General features: G+C 67.3%; 24 protein-coding genes, 1 tRNA gene and 3 pseudogenes. 6 read left to right on the forward strand and 22 right to left on the reverse strand.

The window, feature by feature from the left end:
• From GVY41_RS12855 to cysE, 7 genes and pseudogenes are all read right to left on the reverse strand, one after another.
• The coding region (locus GVY41_RS12855; protein ID WP_161656903.1) for a transposase at window positions 1-118 on the reverse strand (118 nt) is incomplete at its 3' end.
• Between the two features lie 82 nt (window positions 119-200).
• A pseudogene (locus GVY41_RS12860) lies at window positions 201-572 on the reverse strand (transposase); the annotation flags it as partial.
• On the reverse strand, window positions 572-868 hold the full coding sequence (locus GVY41_RS12865) for a hypothetical protein (RefSeq protein WP_161347131.1): 297 nt from the start codon (window positions 866-868) through the stop codon (window positions 572-574). The pseudogene GVY41_RS12860 and the gene GVY41_RS12865, both read right to left, overlap by 1 nt.
• 26 nt (window positions 869-894) lie before the next feature.
• A pseudogene (locus GVY41_RS12870) lies at window positions 895-1205 on the reverse strand (IS66 family transposase); the annotation flags it as partial.
• A pseudogene (locus GVY41_RS12875) lies at window positions 1194-1382 on the reverse strand (IS5/IS1182 family transposase); the annotation flags it as partial. The pseudogenes GVY41_RS12870 and GVY41_RS12875, both read right to left, overlap by 12 nt.
• Window positions 1383-1629: 247 nt before the next feature.
• Window positions 1630-2451: a hypothetical protein gene (locus GVY41_RS12880; protein WP_161347133.1), complete on the reverse strand. Its 822-nt coding sequence runs from the start codon at window positions 2449-2451 to the stop codon at window positions 1630-1632.
• A 47-nt stretch (window positions 2452-2498) separates the two neighbouring features.
• Window positions 2499-3305 (reverse strand): serine O-acetyltransferase, encoded by an 807-nt coding sequence (gene cysE, locus GVY41_RS12885; protein ID WP_161347135.1) that lies wholly within the window; start codon window positions 3303-3305, stop codon window positions 2499-2501.
• 244 nt (window positions 3306-3549) lie between these two features.
• On the opposite strand from cysE, the gene GVY41_RS12890 reads away from it, so the two are divergent.
• Window positions 3550-3825 carry a hypothetical protein gene (locus GVY41_RS12890; RefSeq protein WP_161347137.1) on the forward strand — a complete coding sequence of 92 codons (276 nt, stop codon included), beginning with the start codon at window positions 3550-3552 and terminating at the stop codon, window positions 3823-3825.
• A gap of 6 nt (window positions 3826-3831) precedes the next feature.
• On the opposite strand, the gene GVY41_RS12895 is transcribed toward GVY41_RS12890, so the two are convergent.
• Window positions 3832-4269 (reverse strand): response regulator, encoded by a 438-nt coding sequence (locus GVY41_RS12895; protein WP_229726061.1) that lies wholly within the window; start codon window positions 4267-4269, stop codon window positions 3832-3834.
• A gap of 422 nt (window positions 4270-4691) precedes the next feature.
• Here GVY41_RS12895 and GVY41_RS12900 point away from each other — a divergent pair, with 422 nt between their 5' ends.
• Window positions 4692-4865, forward strand: coding sequence for a DUF1328 domain-containing protein (locus GVY41_RS12900; RefSeq protein WP_161347140.1), 174 nt, complete (start codon window positions 4692-4694; stop codon window positions 4863-4865).
• Between the two features lie 155 nt (window positions 4866-5020).
• On the opposite strand, the gene GVY41_RS12905 is transcribed toward GVY41_RS12900, so the two are convergent.
• Genes GVY41_RS12905 through GVY41_RS12920 form a run of 4 tightly spaced genes read right to left on the reverse strand, consistent with a single transcriptional unit; the run spans window position 5021 to window position 7387 of the window.
• Window positions 5021-5464, reverse strand: coding sequence for a DoxX family protein (locus GVY41_RS12905; protein WP_161347142.1), 444 nt, complete (start codon window positions 5462-5464; stop codon window positions 5021-5023).
• Complete coding sequence (locus GVY41_RS20550; RefSeq protein ID WP_161347144.1) at window positions 5461-6228, reverse strand: HvfC/BufC N-terminal domain-containing protein; 768 nt, start codon at window positions 6226-6228, stop codon at window positions 5461-5463. Before GVY41_RS20550 ends, GVY41_RS12905 begins: the two co-directional genes overlap by 4 nt.
• Entirely contained in the window at window positions 6212-7063 is an 852-nt protein-coding gene (bufB, locus tag GVY41_RS12915) for an MNIO family bufferin maturase (protein WP_161347146.1), read from the reverse strand. The genes GVY41_RS20550 and bufB overlap by 17 nt, the downstream gene beginning before the upstream one ends.
• Before the next feature lie 51 nt (window positions 7064-7114).
• A complete protein-coding gene (locus GVY41_RS12920) occupies window positions 7115-7387 on the reverse strand; it encodes a BufA1 family periplasmic bufferin-type metallophore (protein ID WP_161347148.1) in 273 nt (90 codons plus the stop codon).
• Between the two features lie 191 nt (window positions 7388-7578).
• On the opposite strand from GVY41_RS12920, the gene GVY41_RS12925 reads away from it, so the two are divergent.
• The 3 genes from GVY41_RS12925 (at window position 7579) to GVY41_RS12935 (ending at window position 9900) form a co-directional block, all read left to right on the forward strand.
• Complete coding sequence (locus GVY41_RS12925) at window positions 7579-8118, forward strand: sigma-70 family RNA polymerase sigma factor (RefSeq protein WP_161347150.1); 540 nt, start codon at window positions 7579-7581, stop codon at window positions 8116-8118.
• A complete protein-coding gene (locus GVY41_RS12930; RefSeq protein ID WP_161347152.1) occupies window positions 8115-8744 on the forward strand; it encodes an NrsF family protein in 630 nt (209 codons plus the stop codon). The genes GVY41_RS12925 and GVY41_RS12930 overlap by 4 nt, the downstream gene beginning before the upstream one ends.
• Window positions 8745-8826: 82 nt before the next feature.
• Window positions 8827-9900 carry an Acg family FMN-binding oxidoreductase gene (locus GVY41_RS12935; RefSeq protein WP_161347154.1) on the forward strand — a complete coding sequence of 358 codons (1074 nt, stop codon included), beginning with the start codon at window positions 8827-8829 and terminating at the stop codon, window positions 9898-9900.
• Window positions 9901-9912: 12 nt separating this feature from the next.
• On the opposite strand, the gene GVY41_RS12940 is transcribed toward GVY41_RS12935, so the two are convergent.
• The 5 genes from GVY41_RS12940 to GVY41_RS12960 all read right to left on the reverse strand — a co-directional run bounded on the left by GVY41_RS12940 (window position 9913) and on the right by GVY41_RS12960 (window position 13842).
• Window positions 9913-11487 carry a hypothetical protein gene (locus GVY41_RS12940; RefSeq protein WP_161347156.1) on the reverse strand — a complete coding sequence of 525 codons (1575 nt, stop codon included), beginning with the start codon at window positions 11485-11487 and terminating at the stop codon, window positions 9913-9915.
• On the reverse strand, window positions 11488-12552 hold the full coding sequence (locus tag GVY41_RS12945; RefSeq protein WP_170301194.1) for a glycosyltransferase family 2 protein: 1065 nt from the start codon (window positions 12550-12552) through the stop codon (window positions 11488-11490). It abuts the gene before it with no gap.
• On the reverse strand, window positions 12527-12931 hold the full coding sequence (locus GVY41_RS12950; protein ID WP_161347158.1) for a GtrA family protein: 405 nt from the start codon (window positions 12929-12931) through the stop codon (window positions 12527-12529). The genes GVY41_RS12945 and GVY41_RS12950 overlap by 26 nt, the downstream gene beginning before the upstream one ends.
• Window positions 12928-13632: a class I SAM-dependent methyltransferase gene (locus GVY41_RS12955; RefSeq protein ID WP_161347160.1), complete on the reverse strand. Its 705-nt coding sequence runs from the start codon at window positions 13630-13632 to the stop codon at window positions 12928-12930. The genes GVY41_RS12950 and GVY41_RS12955 overlap by 4 nt, the downstream gene beginning before the upstream one ends.
• 133 nt (window positions 13633-13765) lie before the next feature.
• A tRNA-Arg gene (locus tag GVY41_RS12960) sits at window positions 13766-13842 on the reverse strand.
• Between the two features lie 164 nt (window positions 13843-14006).
• Between GVY41_RS12960 and GVY41_RS12965 the strand changes: the two genes are divergently transcribed.
• Window positions 14007-15113 (forward strand): endonuclease/exonuclease/phosphatase family protein, encoded by a 1107-nt coding sequence (locus GVY41_RS12965; protein ID WP_161347162.1) that lies wholly within the window; start codon window positions 14007-14009, stop codon window positions 15111-15113.
• A gap of 93 nt (window positions 15114-15206) precedes the next feature.
• Here the strand turns inward: GVY41_RS12965 and GVY41_RS12970 are convergent, their stop codons facing one another.
• From GVY41_RS12970 to sufC, 5 genes are read right to left on the reverse strand one after another with little or no spacing between them, the layout of a single operon-like run.
• Window positions 15207-16427 carry a cysteine desulfurase gene (locus GVY41_RS12970; RefSeq protein WP_161347164.1) on the reverse strand — a complete coding sequence of 407 codons (1221 nt, stop codon included), beginning with the start codon at window positions 16425-16427 and terminating at the stop codon, window positions 15207-15209.
• 4 nt (window positions 16428-16431) lie between these two features.
• Window positions 16432-17028: a Yip1 family protein gene (locus GVY41_RS12975; RefSeq protein ID WP_161347166.1), complete on the reverse strand. Its 597-nt coding sequence runs from the start codon at window positions 17026-17028 to the stop codon at window positions 16432-16434.
• Complete coding sequence (locus tag GVY41_RS12980) at window positions 17028-17513, reverse strand: YIP1 family protein (protein WP_161347168.1); 486 nt, start codon at window positions 17511-17513, stop codon at window positions 17028-17030. The genes GVY41_RS12975 and GVY41_RS12980 overlap by 1 nt, the downstream gene beginning before the upstream one ends.
• A 14-nt stretch (window positions 17514-17527) precedes the next feature.
• Window positions 17528-18823, reverse strand: a complete 1296-nt coding sequence (gene sufD, locus GVY41_RS12985; RefSeq protein WP_161347170.1) for a Fe-S cluster assembly protein SufD — start codon at window positions 18821-18823, stop codon at window positions 17528-17530.
• Window positions 18823-19578: a Fe-S cluster assembly ATPase SufC gene (sufC, locus tag GVY41_RS12990; RefSeq protein WP_161347172.1), complete on the reverse strand. Its 756-nt coding sequence runs from the start codon at window positions 19576-19578 to the stop codon at window positions 18823-18825. Before sufC ends, sufD begins: the two co-directional genes overlap by 1 nt.
• Window positions 19579-19605 lie beyond the last annotated feature (27 nt).

Here is a 19605-nt window from a genome sequence, read left to right on the forward strand (position 1 = left end):
CATAGAACGTGCCTTCCGACATCCCGTGCTTGCGGCAGAGATCTGCGCACTTCGCCCCGGCCTCATGCTCCTGCAAAATGCCGATGATCTGCTCTTCGGTTCGTATCGTTCGCTTCATCGTCCGTCCTCTCCATGGAGCGGACTCTAATCGCAGTTGGAGGAAAAATCCCGTGGCAGGTCACCCCTTCCCCTGGTCAGACCTATCCTCCACGCTGCGTGAGGGGTGTTCCCAGGGCGGTGAAGCGGTTGAGGATGGCGGCCCTGATCTGAAGTTTGGCGACTTGCCTGTCGAAGTCGCGCGACACGACGCGCTCGCCCAGGAGCTTGAAGCAGCGCATCTTGGTCTCGACCAGACTTCGTCGGTAGTAGCCGGTCCAGCGCTTCCAAATCGCCCTGCCAAGACGGCGGCAACTGCGGAGTGCCTCGTTGCGCACCGCCGCCCCTGCGGTCGGTTCGTTCCACGGCTTGCCGTTCCTGCGGGGCGGGATGACTGCCGCTGCTCCGCGCGCCGCGATGGCGGCGTGGCAGGCCCGAGTGTCATAGGCCCCATCCGCGGGTAACCGGCAGATTTCTACCGCCGTGACTGGGTCTTGATGCGGGCGACGAGGTCGGCGTCATGGACGAGGTCGTCGAGGAACTCGTGCCAGGTTTTGATGGTGAAGCGGGCGCCCCCGAGCATGTCTTGCAGTTCTTCGATGCCCTGGCCGGTCAGGGCGATGATGGTCTCGTCTGAACCGGTATAGACGCTGATGATCGCGCCGTAGGTCAGATTGTCGTCGTTGTAGACGATTGCTTCGAGAAGCTTAGGGTCTTCGCCCGGCATCCTGGCGACGTAGTCGAGGGTGCAGACATGGGTGACGGTTGCCATCAGGCGGCCTCCGGCAGAGCTGTGGGCAGCGGCGCCAGCACCTGCATGGCGCGGTCACACCAATCGACCAGCGTGCTGTCGGGATGTCTGCCCCCATGCGGGCGAAGATCTCGTGCTGGCTATACAAGGGAAGTTGATCGTCGAACTTCGAGACCAAGATGTGGGCCAGAAGGCCGGCGCCGGCCATGCTGTCCGGGATCGGCCGGCTGGGAGCCGGCATCTGCACCATGCGCTCGCAGCGGCGGCAGGATTTCTTGGGGCGGGCAATCTGGACGACTTTCAACTGCGCCGCGATCAGATCCTGCATCTCGCTGACATCCTCACCCTTCAGCGTCAGGCAGGCCTGGATCGCCGCGTCGGTGAACACCGGCTGCCGCCCGCACCTGCCGGTTGGCGCGGCCAGCCACTGCGTCTCGGGATAAAAAAAGATCGACAGCGATCCGCGCTTCGAGAACGCAAGGTTGTAGTCATGCCAGTTCATCATGCGGTAGGTGGGGGGCTTCGGTCTGTTCATGCAGACCAGCTACCACGCTGAATTCACAGAGCAAATCTCCACCGCATTTGCGCAACAAAGCCTCGTCGCGATGATCTGCCTGTTCTCAATAAGCGGCTTGGAGCGTTCCAGAGCGTTGACATGGAGGGCAACGCCTAAATCGCGGGATATCAGGATATCGGGATGCAGTTCAGCGAGGTCGCGCGCCGCTAGCGTAGGTCTCTTTATCGCGTCCAGTTCGCTTCGCGTGGCTTTTTCCCCTCCTTGATCAGATAGAGCCCCCCAACCCAAACTCCGCCCGCACCCGCGCCACCTCGCCCTCGTCCGTCACCTCGCGTCGCGCCAGGTAGACCATCTTGTCATGGCCGCGGCGGCTTTGGACGTTCTCGCCGTGGTTCACCAGATAGATCATCGCCGGGAACGGCACCGGGGTCAGCGGGCGGCCGAGCCGCGCGCTGCGGGCGATGTAGTTCTTGTGGCCCTTGCCGATCAGCCGCAGGTGGAAGGCCGGGAACTTCTGGCGCCCGAAATCCACGGCGAAATAGCCGCAGGACCCGCAGTGCTTCCAGAACACCGACTCGCCCGGCGCCGTGCCCATGCGGGCAATCCGGCCGCTGGCGAAATCGAGCATGTAGCCCTTCTCGACGATATAGCCCGACCCGTTATTGTCGGCGGCGATCCAGCCCGGCAGGTCCGGGTGGATCAGGTCATCGGCATCCAGATGCGAGACATAGGCAAAGCCCTTGCAGGTCCGCGCCGCATGTTCCGCCAGCAGCCTTGCCTTGATGTTCTGGTCGGAGATGCCCTTCGACATGTCCTGCGGCGGTGCCTGCACGAATTCGTGGCGCGGTCCATCGACAAAGCCCTCTGGCCGGTCCTGCGAGCACAGCAGCACCTTCCAGTTGGCATAGCGCACCGCCTCGATCGAGGCGAGCGTGCCGGCCAGCACCTCGCAGGCGCGGTCCCAATCCCCGGCATTGGCGCGGCCCACCATCGGGATCAGCCACAGGATCAGCGGATCGGGCCGGGGCGCCGGCGGGCCCAGAAACAGGGTCCGGTAGGCTCCGGCAAGCAGCAGTTTGGGATGCATCGGGTCAGCCTGTCAGTGATGTGCGGCCCGTTGGGACCAGCCCCTCTCTAGCCGCCGACCACCAGATGGTCCATCTGGATCGCCGGCTGCGGGCAACCCGCCTCGCCCACCACCCGCGCCGGAACCCCGGCAACCGTGGTACAGGGCGGAACGTCGGTCAGCACCACCGAGCCCGCGGCAATGCGCGAGCAGCGGCCGACGCTGATATTGCCCAGAACCTTGGCCCCGGCGCCGATCAGCACCCCGTCGCCGATCTTCGGGTGGCGGTCGCCATCATCCTTGCCGGTGCCGCCAAGCGTGACCGAATGCAGCATCGACACGTTGTCGCCCACCACCGCCGTCTCGCCGATCACGATGGAATGGGCGTGGTCGATCATGATCCCCTGCCCGATCCGCGCGCCGGGATGGATATCGACGCCGAACACTTCCGACACCCGCATCTGCACGAAATAGGCCATGTCGCGGCGCCCCTGCTGCCACAGCCAATGGCCGATCCGGTACGCCTGGATCGCCTGATAGCCCTTGAAGAACAGCACCGGCTGCAAGAAGCGGTGGCAGGCCGGATCGCGGTCATGCACCGCCACCACATCCGCCCGCGCCGCACGGCCGATCTCGGGCGCATCGGCAAAGGCGGCATCGGCGATCTCGCGCAGGATCTGCTCGCTCATCTCGCCCGAGGCCAGCTTCAGCGAGAACCGGAAGGCCAGCGCCCGTTCAAACGTCGGATGGTGCAGCAGGCTTGAATGGATCAGCCCGCCAAGCAGCGGCTCGCCCTTCACGGCGGCCTCGGCCTCTTCGCAGATACGGCTCCAGACCGGGTCGATCTGGGCCAGCTTCGCTCTGGTTTCGGCCATCGCGCGTCCTCCGGTTTTTTCTGATTATAGCAGATAGGGCGAAGCGCGCACTTGTGAAAGAGCACGCGCGCCAACAGCCATTGCACAAAGCCGCGTCATTGCAGCCCGTTTCTGTGGCCGAAAGGTCGCTTGACGGATGAGTTTCTGCACTGCAGCATTTCTGCGCGAAAGCGGGATGGCGGTTCTCCGATGTTCGAAGTAGGCAGGTCCTGCGACTGTTCACTGTTCATCATGAGGTCGATCCATGTATTTTTTCTCCTTCGTTCTGCAAAGCACCCTTCTGGCCCTGGAAGCGCAGGTGGTCATCGAACAGCGGCTGACCATGATGGCGCGCGGCGATGCCGGCGCGCAGGATGAGGTGGTGCGGATGGTCGGAGAAAAGATGGCTCTTGCCGCCCATGCCTGGCAACACGGCGCGATGTCGCTGGCCACAGGCACCAGCCCGGACGATGTGATGATGGCGACAGTCACCCTCTACCGCGACGCGGTGGACGAGAACCGGCGCCGGCTCGCGGCCTGACCGGGGCTATTGCGCGGCGGTTGCTGTGTGCCCGCCGCGCCCGCCGCGGGATGACACGGCCCGGCGCAGCGCGGCTTCCAGATCGTCAGGGCTGAACGGCTTCTCCAGCACGCAAGCCCGCGGATCTGCCTTGAGTTCGAAGGCGGTATGCCCGGTCGCCAGGACCACCGGCACACCCGCCTCGAGCAGCTTGGCCGCCAGATCGAGCGAGGACAGTCCGGCGCGCCCGATGCTCACATCCAGCAGCGCCAGATCCGGCATGCCTTCGGCCAGTGCCTTCTCGGCACCGGCAAGCGAGGCCGCAGCCGCGATCTGCTCGAACCCAAGGTCGCGCAGCACCTGCGATGTCTCCATCGCGATGATCGCCTCGTCTTCGAGGTAGAGGATGCGCAGTTGGGGCGGGGTCCAGGCCAAGGCAGGGGTCCAATCTGGGTCACGGATCATGGCAATGCTAGTCACGTCAACGGGTCGAAATCAGGGCGTCGGGTCGCGCCGGGTGGGCATCCTGGCAAAGCGCCCCTTTCCGGAAATACGCCTTGCCGGGGGCAAAGGTTCCAACCTGAATCAGTATGACGCAACAAAATGCCCGGGGAAATGCCTTGCCCTGCACCCCCGCCGCAGATGCCGGAAATGTGCAGCGCCGATCCGCCGAATGCCCCGAATTTCGGCTGAATCCGGCCGTTTTTCGGGGCGATGACAGGGCGCGGCCGCGCCTCCCAAATCGAGAGGCAGCGGCGGCACGCCCCACGCAGATCCTTCGCCGGCAACGGAACCGGCGCCGGGGCGCAGAGTTGAGGCTGCAGAGGCGCGACCCGACCGGCCGCGCCGCAACGGTCTCTATCCGCCCCCTCAGAAGGAGTTGCACTATGCTTGGTTGGGCTCTCACATTCCTCATCGTCGCGCTGATCGCCGGCGCGCTTGGCTTTGGCGGCATTGCCGGCGCATCCGTCGGGATCGCCAAGATCCTGTTCTTCGTGTTCATCGTGCTCTTCGTCGTGGCGATGATTGCCCGCGCCCTGCGGGGGCAGCCGCCCGTCTGACGGCGGCCAGCCTGACGGCACCCAGCCTGACGGCACAGAGCATCCGCGCACCCAGCGCGGCCCAGACTTGCCGGACCACCGGCGCGGCATACCCCCATGTCGGGCCGGCCGTGCAAGAGCGGGTCGCAGATTATTCTGCGGCCCGATTTGCTGTGTCAGCCGCGGCGATCCAGCCCCAGCAGCGCATCCAGCGACAGCGCCCCCGGCCCCCGCGCGATCAGTGCGAGCAGGCAGGCCGCCCAGAGCCCATGCGTCGCCCAGGCCCCCGGATAGACAAAGACCTGAATGACCAGCGTCATCGCCAGCAGCCCCAGCGCCGCGCCCCTTGTCATCAACCCCAGCACCAGCAGCACCGGCAGCAGATGTTCGGCCAGCGTCGCGCCCACCGCCGCCAGATGCGGCGGGATCAGCGGCAGGGCGTATTCGTGTTCGAACAGGAAGTAGGTCGCGGGCTTGATCGTCAGCCCCTCCACCTTGGTACGGCCCGAGGCGAAGAACACCGCCGCCGGAAACAGCCGCAGCGCCAGCGCCGGAAGGGCCCAACCGACCCGGTCCCCGGCTGCATTCAGCCGCGAAATGCGTGAAGCCATCCCTGTCATGCCGCTTCCCCCACTTCGATGATCGCGCCCGCCGCCATGAGATATCCCAGCACCGCCGCCGGATCGTGCCCCGGCTCCGCCAGCTGTCCCCGCAGCGCCGCGGGCCCCAGCGCCTGCCCCGCCAGCAGCGCCGCCACCAGCGCGGCATCGCCGGGGGCCAGCGCCCGCACCGGCACCTCCAGTGCCCTGTCGCGCAGGATCAGCGCCAACTCCGGCCCCTGCGCCCGCATCCCTGCCGCGTCTGCGCCCGGCTGGTTCGCCGCCCAGATGCTTGCCGCCGGCCAGGCCGAGGCAACCAGCGCCACCGACGGGTGCAGCACCAGCCGCAACGCCTCGGGACTCGTCGCCCCCGCCAGCGCCGCCGGGCTCACCGCCACCGCATCCGCCGCGTGATAGGCCAGCCCCCGCGCCCGCTCGATCCGCGCCACATCCGGCAGATAGGGCAGGCCAGCGACCGGCGGGAAGCCTTTCAGAAATCCCGGAAACTCTGCGCCCCAATCCAGCAATACCGGCGAGGCGGGCGGGTGCTGCGCAATGAACACCCGCGCCATCGCCCGGAAGAACGCGTCCCCCACCAGCCGCGACACTGCCGGGAAGCGCCGCGCCAAAGCCTCGGTCAGGCTGTGCGCGACGTTGTTGCGGTAGACGGCAAAGCGCTGCTCTGCCTCTGCCACCGCCGTCACGCCCTCCGGCAGCCCGCCTCCGACAAGCCCCGCCCGGAACGCCGCGACGAAGCCGCCATGCCCCTCAGCCGGCGCGAGCATGGCGAACCTCCAACGCGTCCAACAAGGCCCCCGCCCGCGCCGCCTCTGTCAGCAGCACCGGAAGCTCCGGCACGTCATTGTCCCATTCGATCAGCGTCGGCAGCGGCCCGGTCCGCGCCAGCACCTCGGCATACAGCGTCCAGACCGGGTCCGCGACCGGCGTGCCATGCGCGTCGATCAGCAAGGGACCCGAGGGCAGCGCCTCCTCGGCATGGCCGCCCAGATGCAGCTCGCCCACCGCCGCCAGCGGGAAGTCGGCCAGATAGGCGCGCGGATCGGTGCGGTGGTTGGTGGCGCTGACGAAGACGTTGTTCACATCCAGCAGCAGGCCGCAGCCGGTGCGGCGCACCACCTCGGCCAGAAACTCGGTTTCCGAAAGCGTCGATTGCGCAAACAGCACATAGGTCGAGGGATTCTCCAGCAGCATCCGCCGCCCCAGCACCGCCTGCACCTCGTCGATATGGTCACAGACGATCCCCAGCGTCTCGGGTGTATAGGGCAGAGGCAGCAGGTCGTTGAGGTAATCCCCACCATGGCTCGACCAGGCCAAGTGCTCGGAAAAGCTCTCGGGCTCATAGGCGTTGCACAGGCGATTCAGCCGGGCCAGATGCTCGGCATCCAGCCGCCCTGCCCCGCCGATGGACAGCCCGACCCCGTGCAGCGACAGCGCATAATCGGCCCGCAGCTCCCGCAGCTGCGCATGGGGCACGCCGCCCGCGCCCATGTAATTCTCGGCATGAACCTCGAAGAAGCCAAGGTCCGGCCGCGTGCTTCGGATCGCCGCAAAATGCTCGGGCTTGAACCCCAGCCCCGGCGCGGCAGGCAAATTGATCATCGGAACCTCCCCCATGAAAACGGGGGCGGGAGAGCCCCGCCCCCCGCCAGATCACATCGCGATCGGCTCCAGCGAGCCCATGCCCTTGGGCGTTTCCATGGTGGTGCAGGTGCCGGCCGGGACCAGCTTCCAGGCGTTGCCCTGATAGTCCATGGTCGAGCTGCCGGCGCAGGTGGTGCCCGGGCCAGCGGCGCAATCGTTCTGGCCGGCCAGCGCCACGCCGTAGCATTTCTCCATCTCGGCCGCCTGCGCAGAGCCGGCCGCAAGGGTCAGCGCCGTCGCCAGCGAGGCGGCCAGGGTCAGCGTGTTGGACATATGGGTCATTCTCGGTGTCTCCTCAGGAATGTTGCGTTGCTCAGGGCCCGTCAGCCGGTTCCCGCAACACCAGTCGGGCCGCAGGGACGCTTTGTTACGCCGATCACGCATCCGTGTTGGCATTCGTGCAATTCGCGCAATACCGTGGCCGCGGCTGTAACAAAGCGCCCGCGCGCGCCGAACTGGCAGGCAAGATGCAGATGACAGAGGTTGAGTGGGCGGCATTGCTGCGGGCCGCCAATGCGGGCGACGCCCGCGCCTATCGCCGTTTCCTGCACGCCATCACCCCCATGCTGCGCGGGCTGGTGCGGGCGCGGGGCGGCAGCCTGGGGGCGGAGCATTGCGAGGATATCGTGCAAGAGGTGCTGCTGGCGATCCACCTCAAGCGCCATACATGGCGCAGTGACGCGCCGCTGCGGCCCTGGCTCTATGCCATCGCGCGGCACAAGGTGATCGACGCCTTCCGCGCCCGCGGCCAGCGGGTGGACCTGCCCCTCGGCGACTTCGCCGAACTGATCGCGGCCGATCCCGGCCCGGACCCGACCGAGGCGAGCGATGCCTTGCGGATGATCGAACGGCTCGACCCCCGCTCGGCCGAGATCGTCAGGGCGATCGGGATCGACGGCGAGGAAATCGCCGAGACCAGCCGGCGGCTGGAGATGACCGAAGGCGCGGTGCGGGTCGTGCTGCACCGCGCCTTCAAGCGGCTCGCCGCGCTGAGAGAAAGGCATATCGAATGAAGACCGACCAGCTGATCGCCGCCCTCGCCGCCGATGCACCTGCCGAGCCCGGGCTGGGTGCGAGCCTCGCGCGCTGGCTGCTGCCGGCGCTGGCATTGACTGCTTTGGCGCTGCTGGGGATCTGGGGCCTGCGCCCGGGCCTCGCCGCCGCGTTGATGCAGCCCGCGGTGGCCGCCAAGGTGGCACTGCCTCTGGTGCTGGCGGGCACTGCGCTGGTGCTCGCCCTACGCTCCTCCCGGCCCGAGGCGCGGCCGTCCTTGCTGCCGCTGGCCGTGCTGGGGGCCTTGGCTCTCGCGCTGCTGGCCGCAGGGCTGCTCACCACGCCGCAAGCAAGATGGCCGCAAGCCTGGCTCGGCAATACCGCCCTCGCCTGCCTGATCTCGATCCCGGCGCTGGCGGTCCTGCCCCTCGCCGCCGGCCTCCTCGCCCTGCGCCGCGGCGCCAGCACCAGCCCCGCCCGCACCGGCCTGCTCGCCGGCCTCCTCGCAGGGGCCGCCGCCACCGCGCTCTACGCGCTGCACTGCCCCGAGGACAGCCCGCTGTTCTATGTCTGCTGGTATGGCCTCGGCATCGTGATCTCCGGCGCCGCCGGCCGCCTGCTGGGTCCGCGCCTGCTGCGCTGGTAGGGACCGTACCTGACCGAGATCAACGACAGCGCGCCTGCCCCCTGCAATCCTGCCGCCACGGGAGGGCACAGGGGATCGCCAGATGAACAGACGCCACCTTCTCACCGCCGGCGCCGCCACCCTCGCCCTTGGCGCGGCGGGCGCGGCCGGATGGCGCGCCGCCACCGGCTCGCAGGCCAGCTACGCCCGCTACATCGCCCGCCTGCGCGCCCCGCTGGCGGACAACCCGCCGATGGCAGACCTGCTGCGCACCGCCAGCCTCGCCGCCAGCGGCCACAACACCCAGCCCTGGCGGTTCGAGACCGCGCCGGGCGCGATCACCCTGCACCCGGACCTGACGCGCGCGACGCCGGTGGTCGATCCCGACGACCACCACCTCTGGGTCAGCCTAGGCTGCGCGATGGAAACCCTCGCCATCGCCGCCAGTGCCACCGGCCGGCCGGGTGAGACGGACGGGCTTGGCGCCCTCACCTGGCGCCACACAGAAGGCCCGCCGCGCCCGGACCCGCTGCTGGCGGCGATCCCCGCCCGCCAATCCACCCGCGCCGCCTATGACGGGCGCCCGGTGCCCGCCGCCGATCTTGCGCAACTGGAGCAGGCCGGCACGATGCCCGGCGTCCGGCTGATCCTGATCACCGACCGCGCGGCCATGACCCGGATCGGCGAGCTGATCATCGCCGGCAACACCGCGCAGATGGCCGACCCCGCCTTCATCGCCGAGCTGAAGCACTGGCTGCGCTTCTCGCCCCGCAGCGCGATGGCGACCGGCGACGGGCTCTATGCCGCCGCCAGCGGCAATCCGGTGTTGCCCGATGCGCTTGGCCGCTTCGCCTTCGACCAGGTCTTCACCACCGAAGCCGAGAATGACAAATACGCCCGCCACACCGCCAGCTCTGCCGGCTTCGCGGTGTTCGTCGCGGACCGCGAGGATACCGCCCACTGGGTCGCCGTGGGCCGCGCCTGCCAGCGCTTCGCCCTGACCGCCACCGCGCTTGGCCTGAAACACGCCTTCCTCAACCAGCCGGTCGAGGTGCCCGCTTTGCGCCCCGACCTGGCCGCGCTGATCGGCGAGCCGGCGCTGCGGCCGGACCTTGTGATGCGGTTTGGCTATGGCCCGGCGCTGCCGTGGTCGCCGCGGCGGGGGGCTGTGGCCTGACCTGCCATAGGCTCAGGGCGACCCCGAAATCCGATACAGGGTAAAGCGGCCCTTTCCGTCAACCCTGGTCAGGTTGGCATGGCTATCAAGGGTGGTCGGCACGGCATCAAGCAGCAGGGCATGCGTGAACTTGTCCTGCCAGCCTTCGAGAAACGGGATGTCGGTCTGCGCGCGTTCTGCACTGCCCGGCAACAGGCGTCTTTCGTCGATGCTGAACAGCGCGGGATGGGCCGAGGTCTCGAACCCCTTCTTCAGCTGCAGGTCATGCACGCCCTGAAACAGCGTCGGAACGAAGGCGCCCCGCAGGCTGACGGCATAGGCCTGAACGTGCCACAGGCGCCTGTCGCGTTCCATGCCTGCTGCCCGCAGCGGCAGCAGCCTGCTGCCGGCGGGCAGGCTGTCCAGAACCTGCACCAGATCCTGGACTTCGGCGCTGTGATCGGCGGCAAACCTCTCGAACGCGACGCCGCGGGCGACCAGCAGCAGCACGATCCACAGCGCCAGGGCGCGGGCCTGCCGCGCGGTCAGCCCTGTCCAGGCGGTGCCCGCCAGCAGCACCGTCAGCAGAACGAAGGGTAGCCGGATATGGACGAGGGCAACGCCGTTCAGCCACAGCGGCGCGGCCAAGGTTGCCGCGGCCAGTGCCACGGCCGGCCCGATCAACGCGGGCGCCATGACAAGCCGTGCTCCGCAGCGGCGGCGCAAGCTGAAGAGGCAGCCCAGGATCGTCACCAGTCCCGCCAGGCCCAGCAGGTTCAGCCAAAGGCCCCCCAGTCTTCCGGGTGCCTCGAAACTTGCCGTCAGAAGCTCGAACCTAGAGGACAGCCCCCCGAACTGCGTGACGCTGCCGCTTGGCGCTGGCGGCGAGGTCAGGATGTCACTCAGCATCCACCCGATGGGAACGAGAAAGGGGACCGCCAGAGGCAGCCCGCGCCCAAGCTGCCGCTTCCAATCCGCCCCCGCGCCCAGAAGCCGCTGCACCTCTCGCCCCAGGGCCGCGATGGCGAGCGCCGCAAAGCCGAAGAAATGCATGGTGTAGAGCGCCAGGGCCAGCGGCACGAGAAGGGCGCAACGCTGCACGGTCGGGCGCCCCTCGGTCCCAAGGTAGATCGCCAGGGCGGCGATGGCGAAGGGAATGGAAACGACATAATTCTCGAACCCCCAGAAGAAGGGGGCATTGAAGACAAGCAGCCCCGATGCCGCCGGCCATGCCGTCCAGCGCCCCTGCACGGTCCGCGACAACAGCATCGTCGCCGCGATCAGCGCCAGTGCATAGGCGGCCAGGACGATCTGCGAAAAGCGCTCGGGCGTTCCCGGAAAGCCGGTGAAGCGCCACAGAAGGTCCACGGCGGAATTGGGCACCAGCTTCGACGTCACGGTGTAGAACTGTGACAGCGGCCCGCCCGGTTCGGCCTGGATGGCGTGACGCGCAATATGGTTCGGCAGATCGGTCAGCGGCAGATGCGGATGCGCCAAAATCGGCAGGACAGTGCAGCACGCCGCCACGGCCAGCGCAGCAAGCGGGGCAAGACCCCGCACCCCGGTCACGGGCGAAACCGCCCCGCGGCCCTGGTCAATCGACGTCATTCAGGCAACCTTGGAGGGCGCGGGCAGAACATCGCTCACCTGAACCTGCGCCGCGACTTCATGGAACTTGCGCTGCGATGGGCGCACCTCGTCCAGGATGAACCGCGGACGGCGCTTGGTTTCATGGTAGATCTTGCCGACATATTCCCCGATGACGCCCAGAGCGATCAGGTGAAGCCCGCCCAGAAGATACATCGGCACCACGACAGAGGTCCAGCCGGACAGGGTCTTCCCGGCCGCCCATGCGAAAAGCGAATATCCGGCCATGATGAACGCCAAGGCGGCAATGACACAGCCGACCAGGGCAATGATGCGCAAGGGCCTGACCGAGAAGGAGGTGATCCCTTCGAACGCGAGCGCAAGCATCTTGGCGAGCGAGTACTTGCTCTCTCCAGCCGTCCGGCAGGTGCGGTCATAATGGACGGTGCAAGACGCAAAGCCAATTTCCCGCACCAGGCCGCGCAGGAACAGGTTCGTCTCCTCGAAACCGCTGAGCGCGGCAAGCGCGCGGCGGCTCATCAACCGGAAGTCGGCGTGATCGGGGATCAGCTCGGTGCCAAGCATGGCAAGAAGCCGGTAGTAACCTCGCGCCGTCCAGCGCTTGAAGCGGCTGTCGCTCGCCCGCGAGGCGCGCACCCCATAGACGATTTCGGCGCCCTTGCGATAGGCGTCGATCATGTCGGCAACCACGTCCGGATCATCCTGAAGATCGGCATCCATGCTGACGACGACATCCGCGCGCGCCTGCATCAGGCCGGCCAGAAGCGCCCGCTGATGGCCATGATTGCGCGACAGACGGATGCCGGTCACCGGACCCGCCAGATGCGCCGAGGTGATAATCTCCCAGGTCGCATCGCCAGAGCCGTCATCCACCAGAATGATCTCCGCAGGCTCGGCGATCCGGCCCGAGGCCAGCAGATCCTCGTTCAGGCGGGCCAGTCTTGCCAGCAGGGTATGCAGCACCGCCTCTTCGTTGAAGCACGGAACGACGATGGCCAATGTGGGCCTTGCCCGCAGCGGCGCGACAGAGACGACCCCATCAGGCATGATCGGCGAATACGACATGGCGAAGCCCTATGAACATGAAGACACTGTAGAAGATGACACCGCAGGCCTGGGCGGCACCGTAAGGCAGCCCCTGCTGTTCCAGGCCCGCCGTGATCGCCAGGTTGAGGAGAAACGCCACAAGCACCAGGGCCGCAAACCGTGGCAGGACTGCCCGGGTCGAGCCGTTCCAGCCAAAGGTCCAGCGCCGGTTCAGGAGGAAGGACAGTGCGAACCCGGCGGCAAAGCCGGCCAGATTGGCTGCAACAAGACCGATTCCGACGACCTTGTGCAACAGCACGATGATCGTGAACCCCAGGCAGGTGTTCGCGGCGCCGGTCACCGCGTAGCGGGACACCTGCCCCAGCAGATCGCCACGGTTCGACACGGCCCCTTTCATGCGTCCACCGGGTTGCGCGCATGACACGCATATTGCGCCCCGATCCCGCACCAGCGAAGCCAGGGCTCCAGCCGGCGCAGCCCAGAAAGCGCGGCGGGGAAGAACACATGGTAGTCGGTCTGCACGTCGGTCCAGCCGGATTGGGCCAGCCGCTCGCGCATCTGGCGCGCGGGGATCAGATGCGCATTTTCGTCGAACGGGCAGTTGCGAACGGCATGGAGCGTCAGCGGATTGACCGGGTTGTGTTCGAAAATCACGATCCGCCCGCCCTTGCGCGTGACCCGGCGCACGTCCTCGAGCCAGGCAAGATGCTCTTCATGCGGGATGTGGTGGAAGACACAGGCCACGAAGGTCAGGTCGAACGACGCATCCTCCACCGGCAAGGATCCGGTGGTGATCAGCAGCTGCGCCTCGCGGTCCCCATGGCGGTCCCGCGCGGCTTGCAGGCTTTCCGCAGACACATCCGCGGTGGTGATCTGCGACAGCGGAAGATGCCGACGCAGCGCAGGGATGGAGTTTCCGATGCCACTGCCAAAATCGAGGAGCTTTGGCTGGTCGAAACCCCAGACCGCGGCGAGGCGCCCAAGCTCGCGCGCCTTGTAATCGGCGAAATACTCTGGCGTTTCCCCCGACAGGGCGATGCTCTGCCTGTGCTGCGCATCGTAATCGCCAGCGTATTGATCGAACTCGGCACCCGTCATGGCACTGCCTTCCCTTGGTTGACGCAAGTCAAGGTATAGCAGGAAATAGGGCCGCAGTATGGCTGCTCTGCGCCAAGGCGAGGGCTTCAGGGGCGAGGCTTCAAGGGGGGCGTGCCGCCCGTCAGGAATGAGATGGTGCACCCGACTGGATTCGAACCAGTGACCTCTGCCTTCGGAGGGCAGCGCTCTATCCAGCTGAGCTACGGGTGCCTGCGGCGTTCTATAGCCGTGCCGGCGCCGCTTCGCAAGCGGGGTTTGGGGCTTTGGGCCGGGCGCGATCCGTGCCACTCTGGCTGCCCCGGGTCGCGGCAGGGAACCCGGCAAAAGCCGCGGGGTTGTGGATGGGGACGGGGACTGACGGGGGACGGCACGGCATGATGACGGCGCTTTCGACGATCGGGCTGGGGCTTGCCGTGGCGCTGGCCGTTTTGCTGCTGCTGATGACCCTGCTGCCCTTGTTGCGCGTCGCGCATGGGGCGGTGCGCTCCTGCGACTTTCCGCGGCTGCAGATCTGCGGCATCGCGCTTGCGCTCGCCCCCATCCTCTATGCCTTCCTGCCCATCCCCTGGGGCACGGCCCTTGGCGCGGTGATGCTGCTTGTGGCCGCCATCCAGGCGGGGCATGTGATCCGCTTCACGCCCCTCTGGCGCCGCCAGTCGCTGCGGCCGGAGCAGCCCGATCCGCAGGCGCAGGTTTCGCTGCTGGCCGCCAATGTCAAACTCTCGAACCGCGCCTATGACCGGCTGATCGCGCGGGTTCAGGACGAGGCGCCGGACATCTTGATGGCCATCGAGGTGGACGCGGACTGGACCCGGGCGCTGGAGCCGCTTCATGCCGACTTCCCGCACCGGATCGAGCATCCGCTGGACAATGGCTATGGCATGGCGCTGTTCTCGCGCCTGCCGATCGAAGGGCATGAGCTGCGCGAGTTGCTGGTGGAGAAGGTGCCCTCGATCCGCGCCAGGATCCGCCTGCGCAACGGTGCTGTCTTCCGCCTGCATGTGGTCCATCCCGAGCCCCCGGTTCCCAGCCATGACAGCGAGGGCCGCGACGCCGAACTGGGCCTTGTCGGGATCGAGGCGTCGAAGGACGACCTGCCCTGCGTCGTCGCCGGCGATCTGAACGATGTCGCCTGGTCGCTGACCACGCGCCGCTTCCAGCGCCTCTCGGGCCTGATGGACCCCCGGGTCGGGCGCGGCTTCTACAACAGCTTCGATGCCCGCTACCCGATCCTGCGCTGGCCTCTGGACCACCTGTTCCACGACCCGCGATTCCGGCTGGTCGAAATGCGGCGCCTGCCGGACATAGGCTCCGACCATTTCCCGATGCTGTTCCGTCTGCAGCTCTCCCCCGTCCCCGCCGGCGAGACGCCGCAGGACGCCCGCGCCGAGGACCATGCCGAGATCCGCGACATGGCGGCGAAGGAGGCCGCCAAGGACCGCGAGGCGGTGGGGAGCGACTGGGAGGACGAGAAATCCTGAGGTCGGGCTGGTGGTCAGCGGCGGGGGGCCTTCTGCCCCCCGCACCCCCCGAGGATATTTGGAAAAGGCAAAGGGGAAGAGGGAGAGGGCGCCTTAGCCGAAGAGGTCGTGGCAGAGCTCCAGCGCATCCACCAGCGCATCCACTTCGGCCCGGGTGTTGTAGAGGCCGAAGCTGGCGCGGCAGGTGGCGCCCACGCCCAGATGCGTCATCAGCGGCATCGCGCAATGGGTGCCGGCCCGCACCGCAATGCCGCGCTTGTCGAGCACGGTGGAAATGTCATGCGCATGGGCGGCGCCCTCCAGCGTGAAGGAGAAGATCGCGCCCTTGCCCGGGGCATTGCCCTGCACCGTCAGCCAGTTCAGGCCCGCGAAACGCGCCTGCGCATAGTCCCGCAGATCCGCCTCATGCGCGGCGATGTTGTCCATGCCAAGGCCGGTCAGGTAGTCGATGGCAACGCCCATGCCGATCTGCGGCACGATGCCGGGGGTGCCGGCCTCGAAGCGCATCGGCGGGTCGGCATAGGTGACGGTATCGCGCGCCACCTCGCGGATCATGTCGCCGCCGCCGAGGAAGGGGCGCATCTCGGCCATCCGTTCCGGCGCAATGTAGATCGCGCCCGATCCCGAGGGGCCATAGAGCTTGTGGCCGGTGATCGCGTAGAAATCGCAGCCGATTTCCTGCACATCGACCGGCATATGCACCGCCGCCTGGGAGCCATCAACCAGCACCGGCACGCCCTTTGCCCTCGCACCGGCGCAGATCGCCGCGACATCGACCTTGGTGCCAAGCACGTTGGACATGTGGGTCACCGCCACCAGCCGCGTGCGCGGGCCGATGGCTGCCAGCATCTTCGCGGGGTCAAGGCTGCCATCCGCCTCGGGCTCCACCCATGTCAGCACCACGCCCTGCCGTTCGCGCAAGAAATGCCAGGGCACGATATTGGCGTGATGCTCCATCACCGACAGCACGATCTCGTCCCCCGCCACCAGCCGCGGCGCGGCCCAGGCATAGGAGACAAGGTTGATCGCCTCGGTGGTGCCGGTGGTGAAGACGATATGTTCCTCGGACGGCGCATTGAGGAAGCGGGCGACCTTGCCGCGCACCGCCTCATAGGCCTCGGTCGAGACGGTGGAGAGGTAATGGAGGCCCCGGTGGACATTGGCATAATCGCGCGCATAGCCGTTGGTGACAGCATCGATCACCACCTGCGGCTTCTGCGCCGAGGCGCCATTGTCGAGATAGACCAGCGGCTTGCCGTTCACCTCGCGTAAGAGGATCGGGAAATCTGCGCGGACCGCGGTCACATCATACATGGCCTCAGGCTCCAAGCTCGGCCGGGGAGACCCCCAGGATCGACAGCACCACCACCAGCGCGAAGGCCGCGGCGAAGAACCCAGCCAAGAGGCCGAAGAACACCTTCACCGGATTGGTGAAGCCATGCAGCTCGGCCGTGAACTGGGTCAGCTGGTAGAAGAACAGCGCCACACCGGCAAAACCGATCAGCACCGAGGAGAAGGGGAAGATCAGCGCCGCAAACATCTGGATCACCTGCAGCAGCACCAGCACGAACTCGGCCCAGGTCACCAGCAGCAGCGCGTCGGGGAAGCTGCCCTTGCCGCCCAGCATCCGGCCGACATGGCCGATCCCCAGCGACAGCGCCAGCATGATCCCCAGCTGCGTCACCGCGGCGCTGGCGGGCGAGCCCATCATGCCGCCAAGCTGGCCGCCGCTTGGCACCTGCATCACCAGGAGCGCCAGCTGCGTCAGCAGCACCGACAGCGCCACCGTCACCGCCATGCCCAGCCAGCGCGCCTCCATCGGCAGGTTCATCGCCATCAGCGCCCGCGCCACGCCGCGCGGATCGGCGACCGACTCGCGCGCCAGCGAGACAAGCGATTTCAGTTCCAGCTGCATCAGATCCTCCGAAACTCTGCCACCCAAAGTCCCGACAGCCATATCCACAGAAAGCCGGCGAACACCAGCAGGTCCAGCAGTTGCAGCTGAACGCCGGCGCCGATCAGCCCTGCGACAAGGCCGCGCAGCAACATCAGCGGCGAGATGGCGAGCAGCGCCCAGAACAGCGCGATCCGTGCGCCGTGCCATGTGCCCTGCCCGCCCGCCGCGCGGCTGGCAAGGTGGCTCAGCGCTGCCAGCGGATAGGCCACCGGCACCAGCAGCAGCACGCCGAAGAAGGCGGCGAGCAGCCTCTGCGCCAGCGGCGCTTCGGGCATCAGCACCGCCGCACGCGACAGGGCGGGCCACAGCGAGACGTAGATCACCAGCACCGCGACCAGCAGGAACACCAGAGCCCGGTCCTCGCGCGGTCCCGCATCCAGGATCCGCGCCATCACCCGGCGCGGGTTGCGCCAGGTCGCCAGGATATCATCGGTCAGCGCCATTGCTCAGCGCCCCCTCAAAGCCGGCGCGCCAGCCAGGCTTCCAGCCGGTCGGTGATCGCCCCGGCAATGCCCGCATCCTCGATCTCGGCAATCGCATCGCCGAGGAAGGACAGCACCAGCAGCGCCTGCGCCTCGGCCAGCGGCACCCCGCGCGAGCGCAGGTAGAACAGCGCCGTGTCGTCGATCGCGCCCGAGGTGGAGCCATGCGAGCATTTCACGTCATCGGCGTAGATTTCCAGCTCGGGCTTGGCGAGGAACTGGCTGTCGCCGTCCAGCAGCAGGGCCTGGCTGATCTGGTAGCCATCGGTCTTCTGCGCGCCGGGCTTGACCAGGATCTTGCCCTGGAACACGCCGGTGGCGCCGTTCTTCAGCACCTTCTTGAACACCTGCCGGCTTTCGCAATGGGTGCCGGCATGGGTCACGAACACGGTGTCATCCTGATGGAACGGCACGGATTTCGCGTCCCCCACCGCCGCGCCCGCGACATGGGCGGTGGCGTGATCGCCCACGATGTCCAGCACCGCCTCGTTCCGCGTCAGCGCGCCGTTCATCGTCAGCGTGAAGGACTTGAAGGTGGCTTCCGAGGCGATGCGCGCGAACACATGGGTCACGGCGCGGCGGTGATGGTCGCTGCCCTGAACGCGGATGTGGTGGAAGCTCGCCTTGGCGCCAAGGTCCACTTCCATCGCCGTGTTGAAGCGGGCGGCGCCGGGGCCGGATTCCAGAATGGTTACATCAGCTTGCGGGTCGATCTTCACAAGATGGTGGAGGATCGCGTCGGAAGCCTCTGACATATGGCGATAAATCAGCTCTACTGGCTTGCTCACCCGCCCGGTCACCCGGATCAGCACACCGTCGGTTGCTGCCGCCGAATTCAGTGCCGCCAGCGGCCGGGCGACCGGGATCTGGCCCTGCGCCTCCAGCGTGCCGTAGAGGCCCTGCGCCCAATGGATGTCGCCAGCGTCGGCCAGACGCGAGATCTCGAGGCCCTCCAGCGACAGGTCGTCCGAAGCGGCGGCATCGAAGACGCCGTCCACGAACACGATCTTCAGCCGGTCGATGGCGCCGAAGACCGGCGGCTCCGCGTCCACCAGCACCGCGGCGGGCGACGCGTCAGCGGCGGTCAGCGTGGTCGGGTCGGTGTATTTCCAGTATTCATCGCGGCGGGTGGGCAGGCCCATCGCCTGCAGGCGCGCCAGCGCATCGGCGCGGGCGGGCGCGGTGAAGCCGCCCTGCGGCAGCTCGAGCGCAGCCAGCCGCGCCGCGGTGGTCTCTGCCCGCAGATCGCTGCGGGGCCTTGGCGCTGCCATCACTGCACCTCCGCCAGAATGTCGGTATAGCCGTTCTCTTCGACCTCCAGCGCCAGTTCCGGCCCGCCGGTCTTGACGATGCGGCCATCGGCCATGATGTGCACGACATCGGGTTTGATGTGGTCGAGCAGCCGCTGATAGTGGGTGATGACCAGGAACCCGCGCTTGCCGTCGCGCAGGGCGTTGACGCCATCGGCGACCAGCCGCATCGCATCGACATCAAGGCCGCTGTCGGTTTCGTCAAGGATGCACATCCGCGGCTCCAGCATCGCCATCTGCAGGATTTCGTTGCGCTTTTTCTCGCCGCCAGAGAAGCCGACGTTCACCGGACGCTTGAGCATCTCGGCGTCGATGTTCAGCAGCTTGGCCTGCGCGCGCACCAGCTTGAGGAACTCGGCGGCGCTGACTTCGGGCTCGCCGCGGGCCTTGCGCTGCGCGTTCACCGCGGTGCGCAGGAAGGTCATGTTGCCGACGCCCGGGATCTCCACCGGATACTGGAAGGCCAGGAACAGGCCGGCCGCGGCGCGCTCTTCGGGCTCCATGTCCAGCAGTTCGGCACCGTCGAGCGTCGCCGAACCTTCCGTCACCTCGTAGCCGCCGCGGCCCGAGAGCACGTAGGACAGCGTCGATTTGCCGGACCCGTTCGGCCCCATGATCGCATGGACCTTGCCCGCCTCGACCGTCAGGTCGACGCCCTTGAGGATCACCTTGTCCTCTTCTTCAAGTTTCACATGCAGGTTCTTGATTTCCAGCATTTTTTCGTGGTCCTTCTTGTCCCGCGC

Source organism: Frigidibacter albus (genome assembly GCF_009908165.1).
Lineage (GTDB): Bacteria > Pseudomonadota > Alphaproteobacteria > Rhodobacterales > Rhodobacteraceae > Frigidibacter > Frigidibacter albus.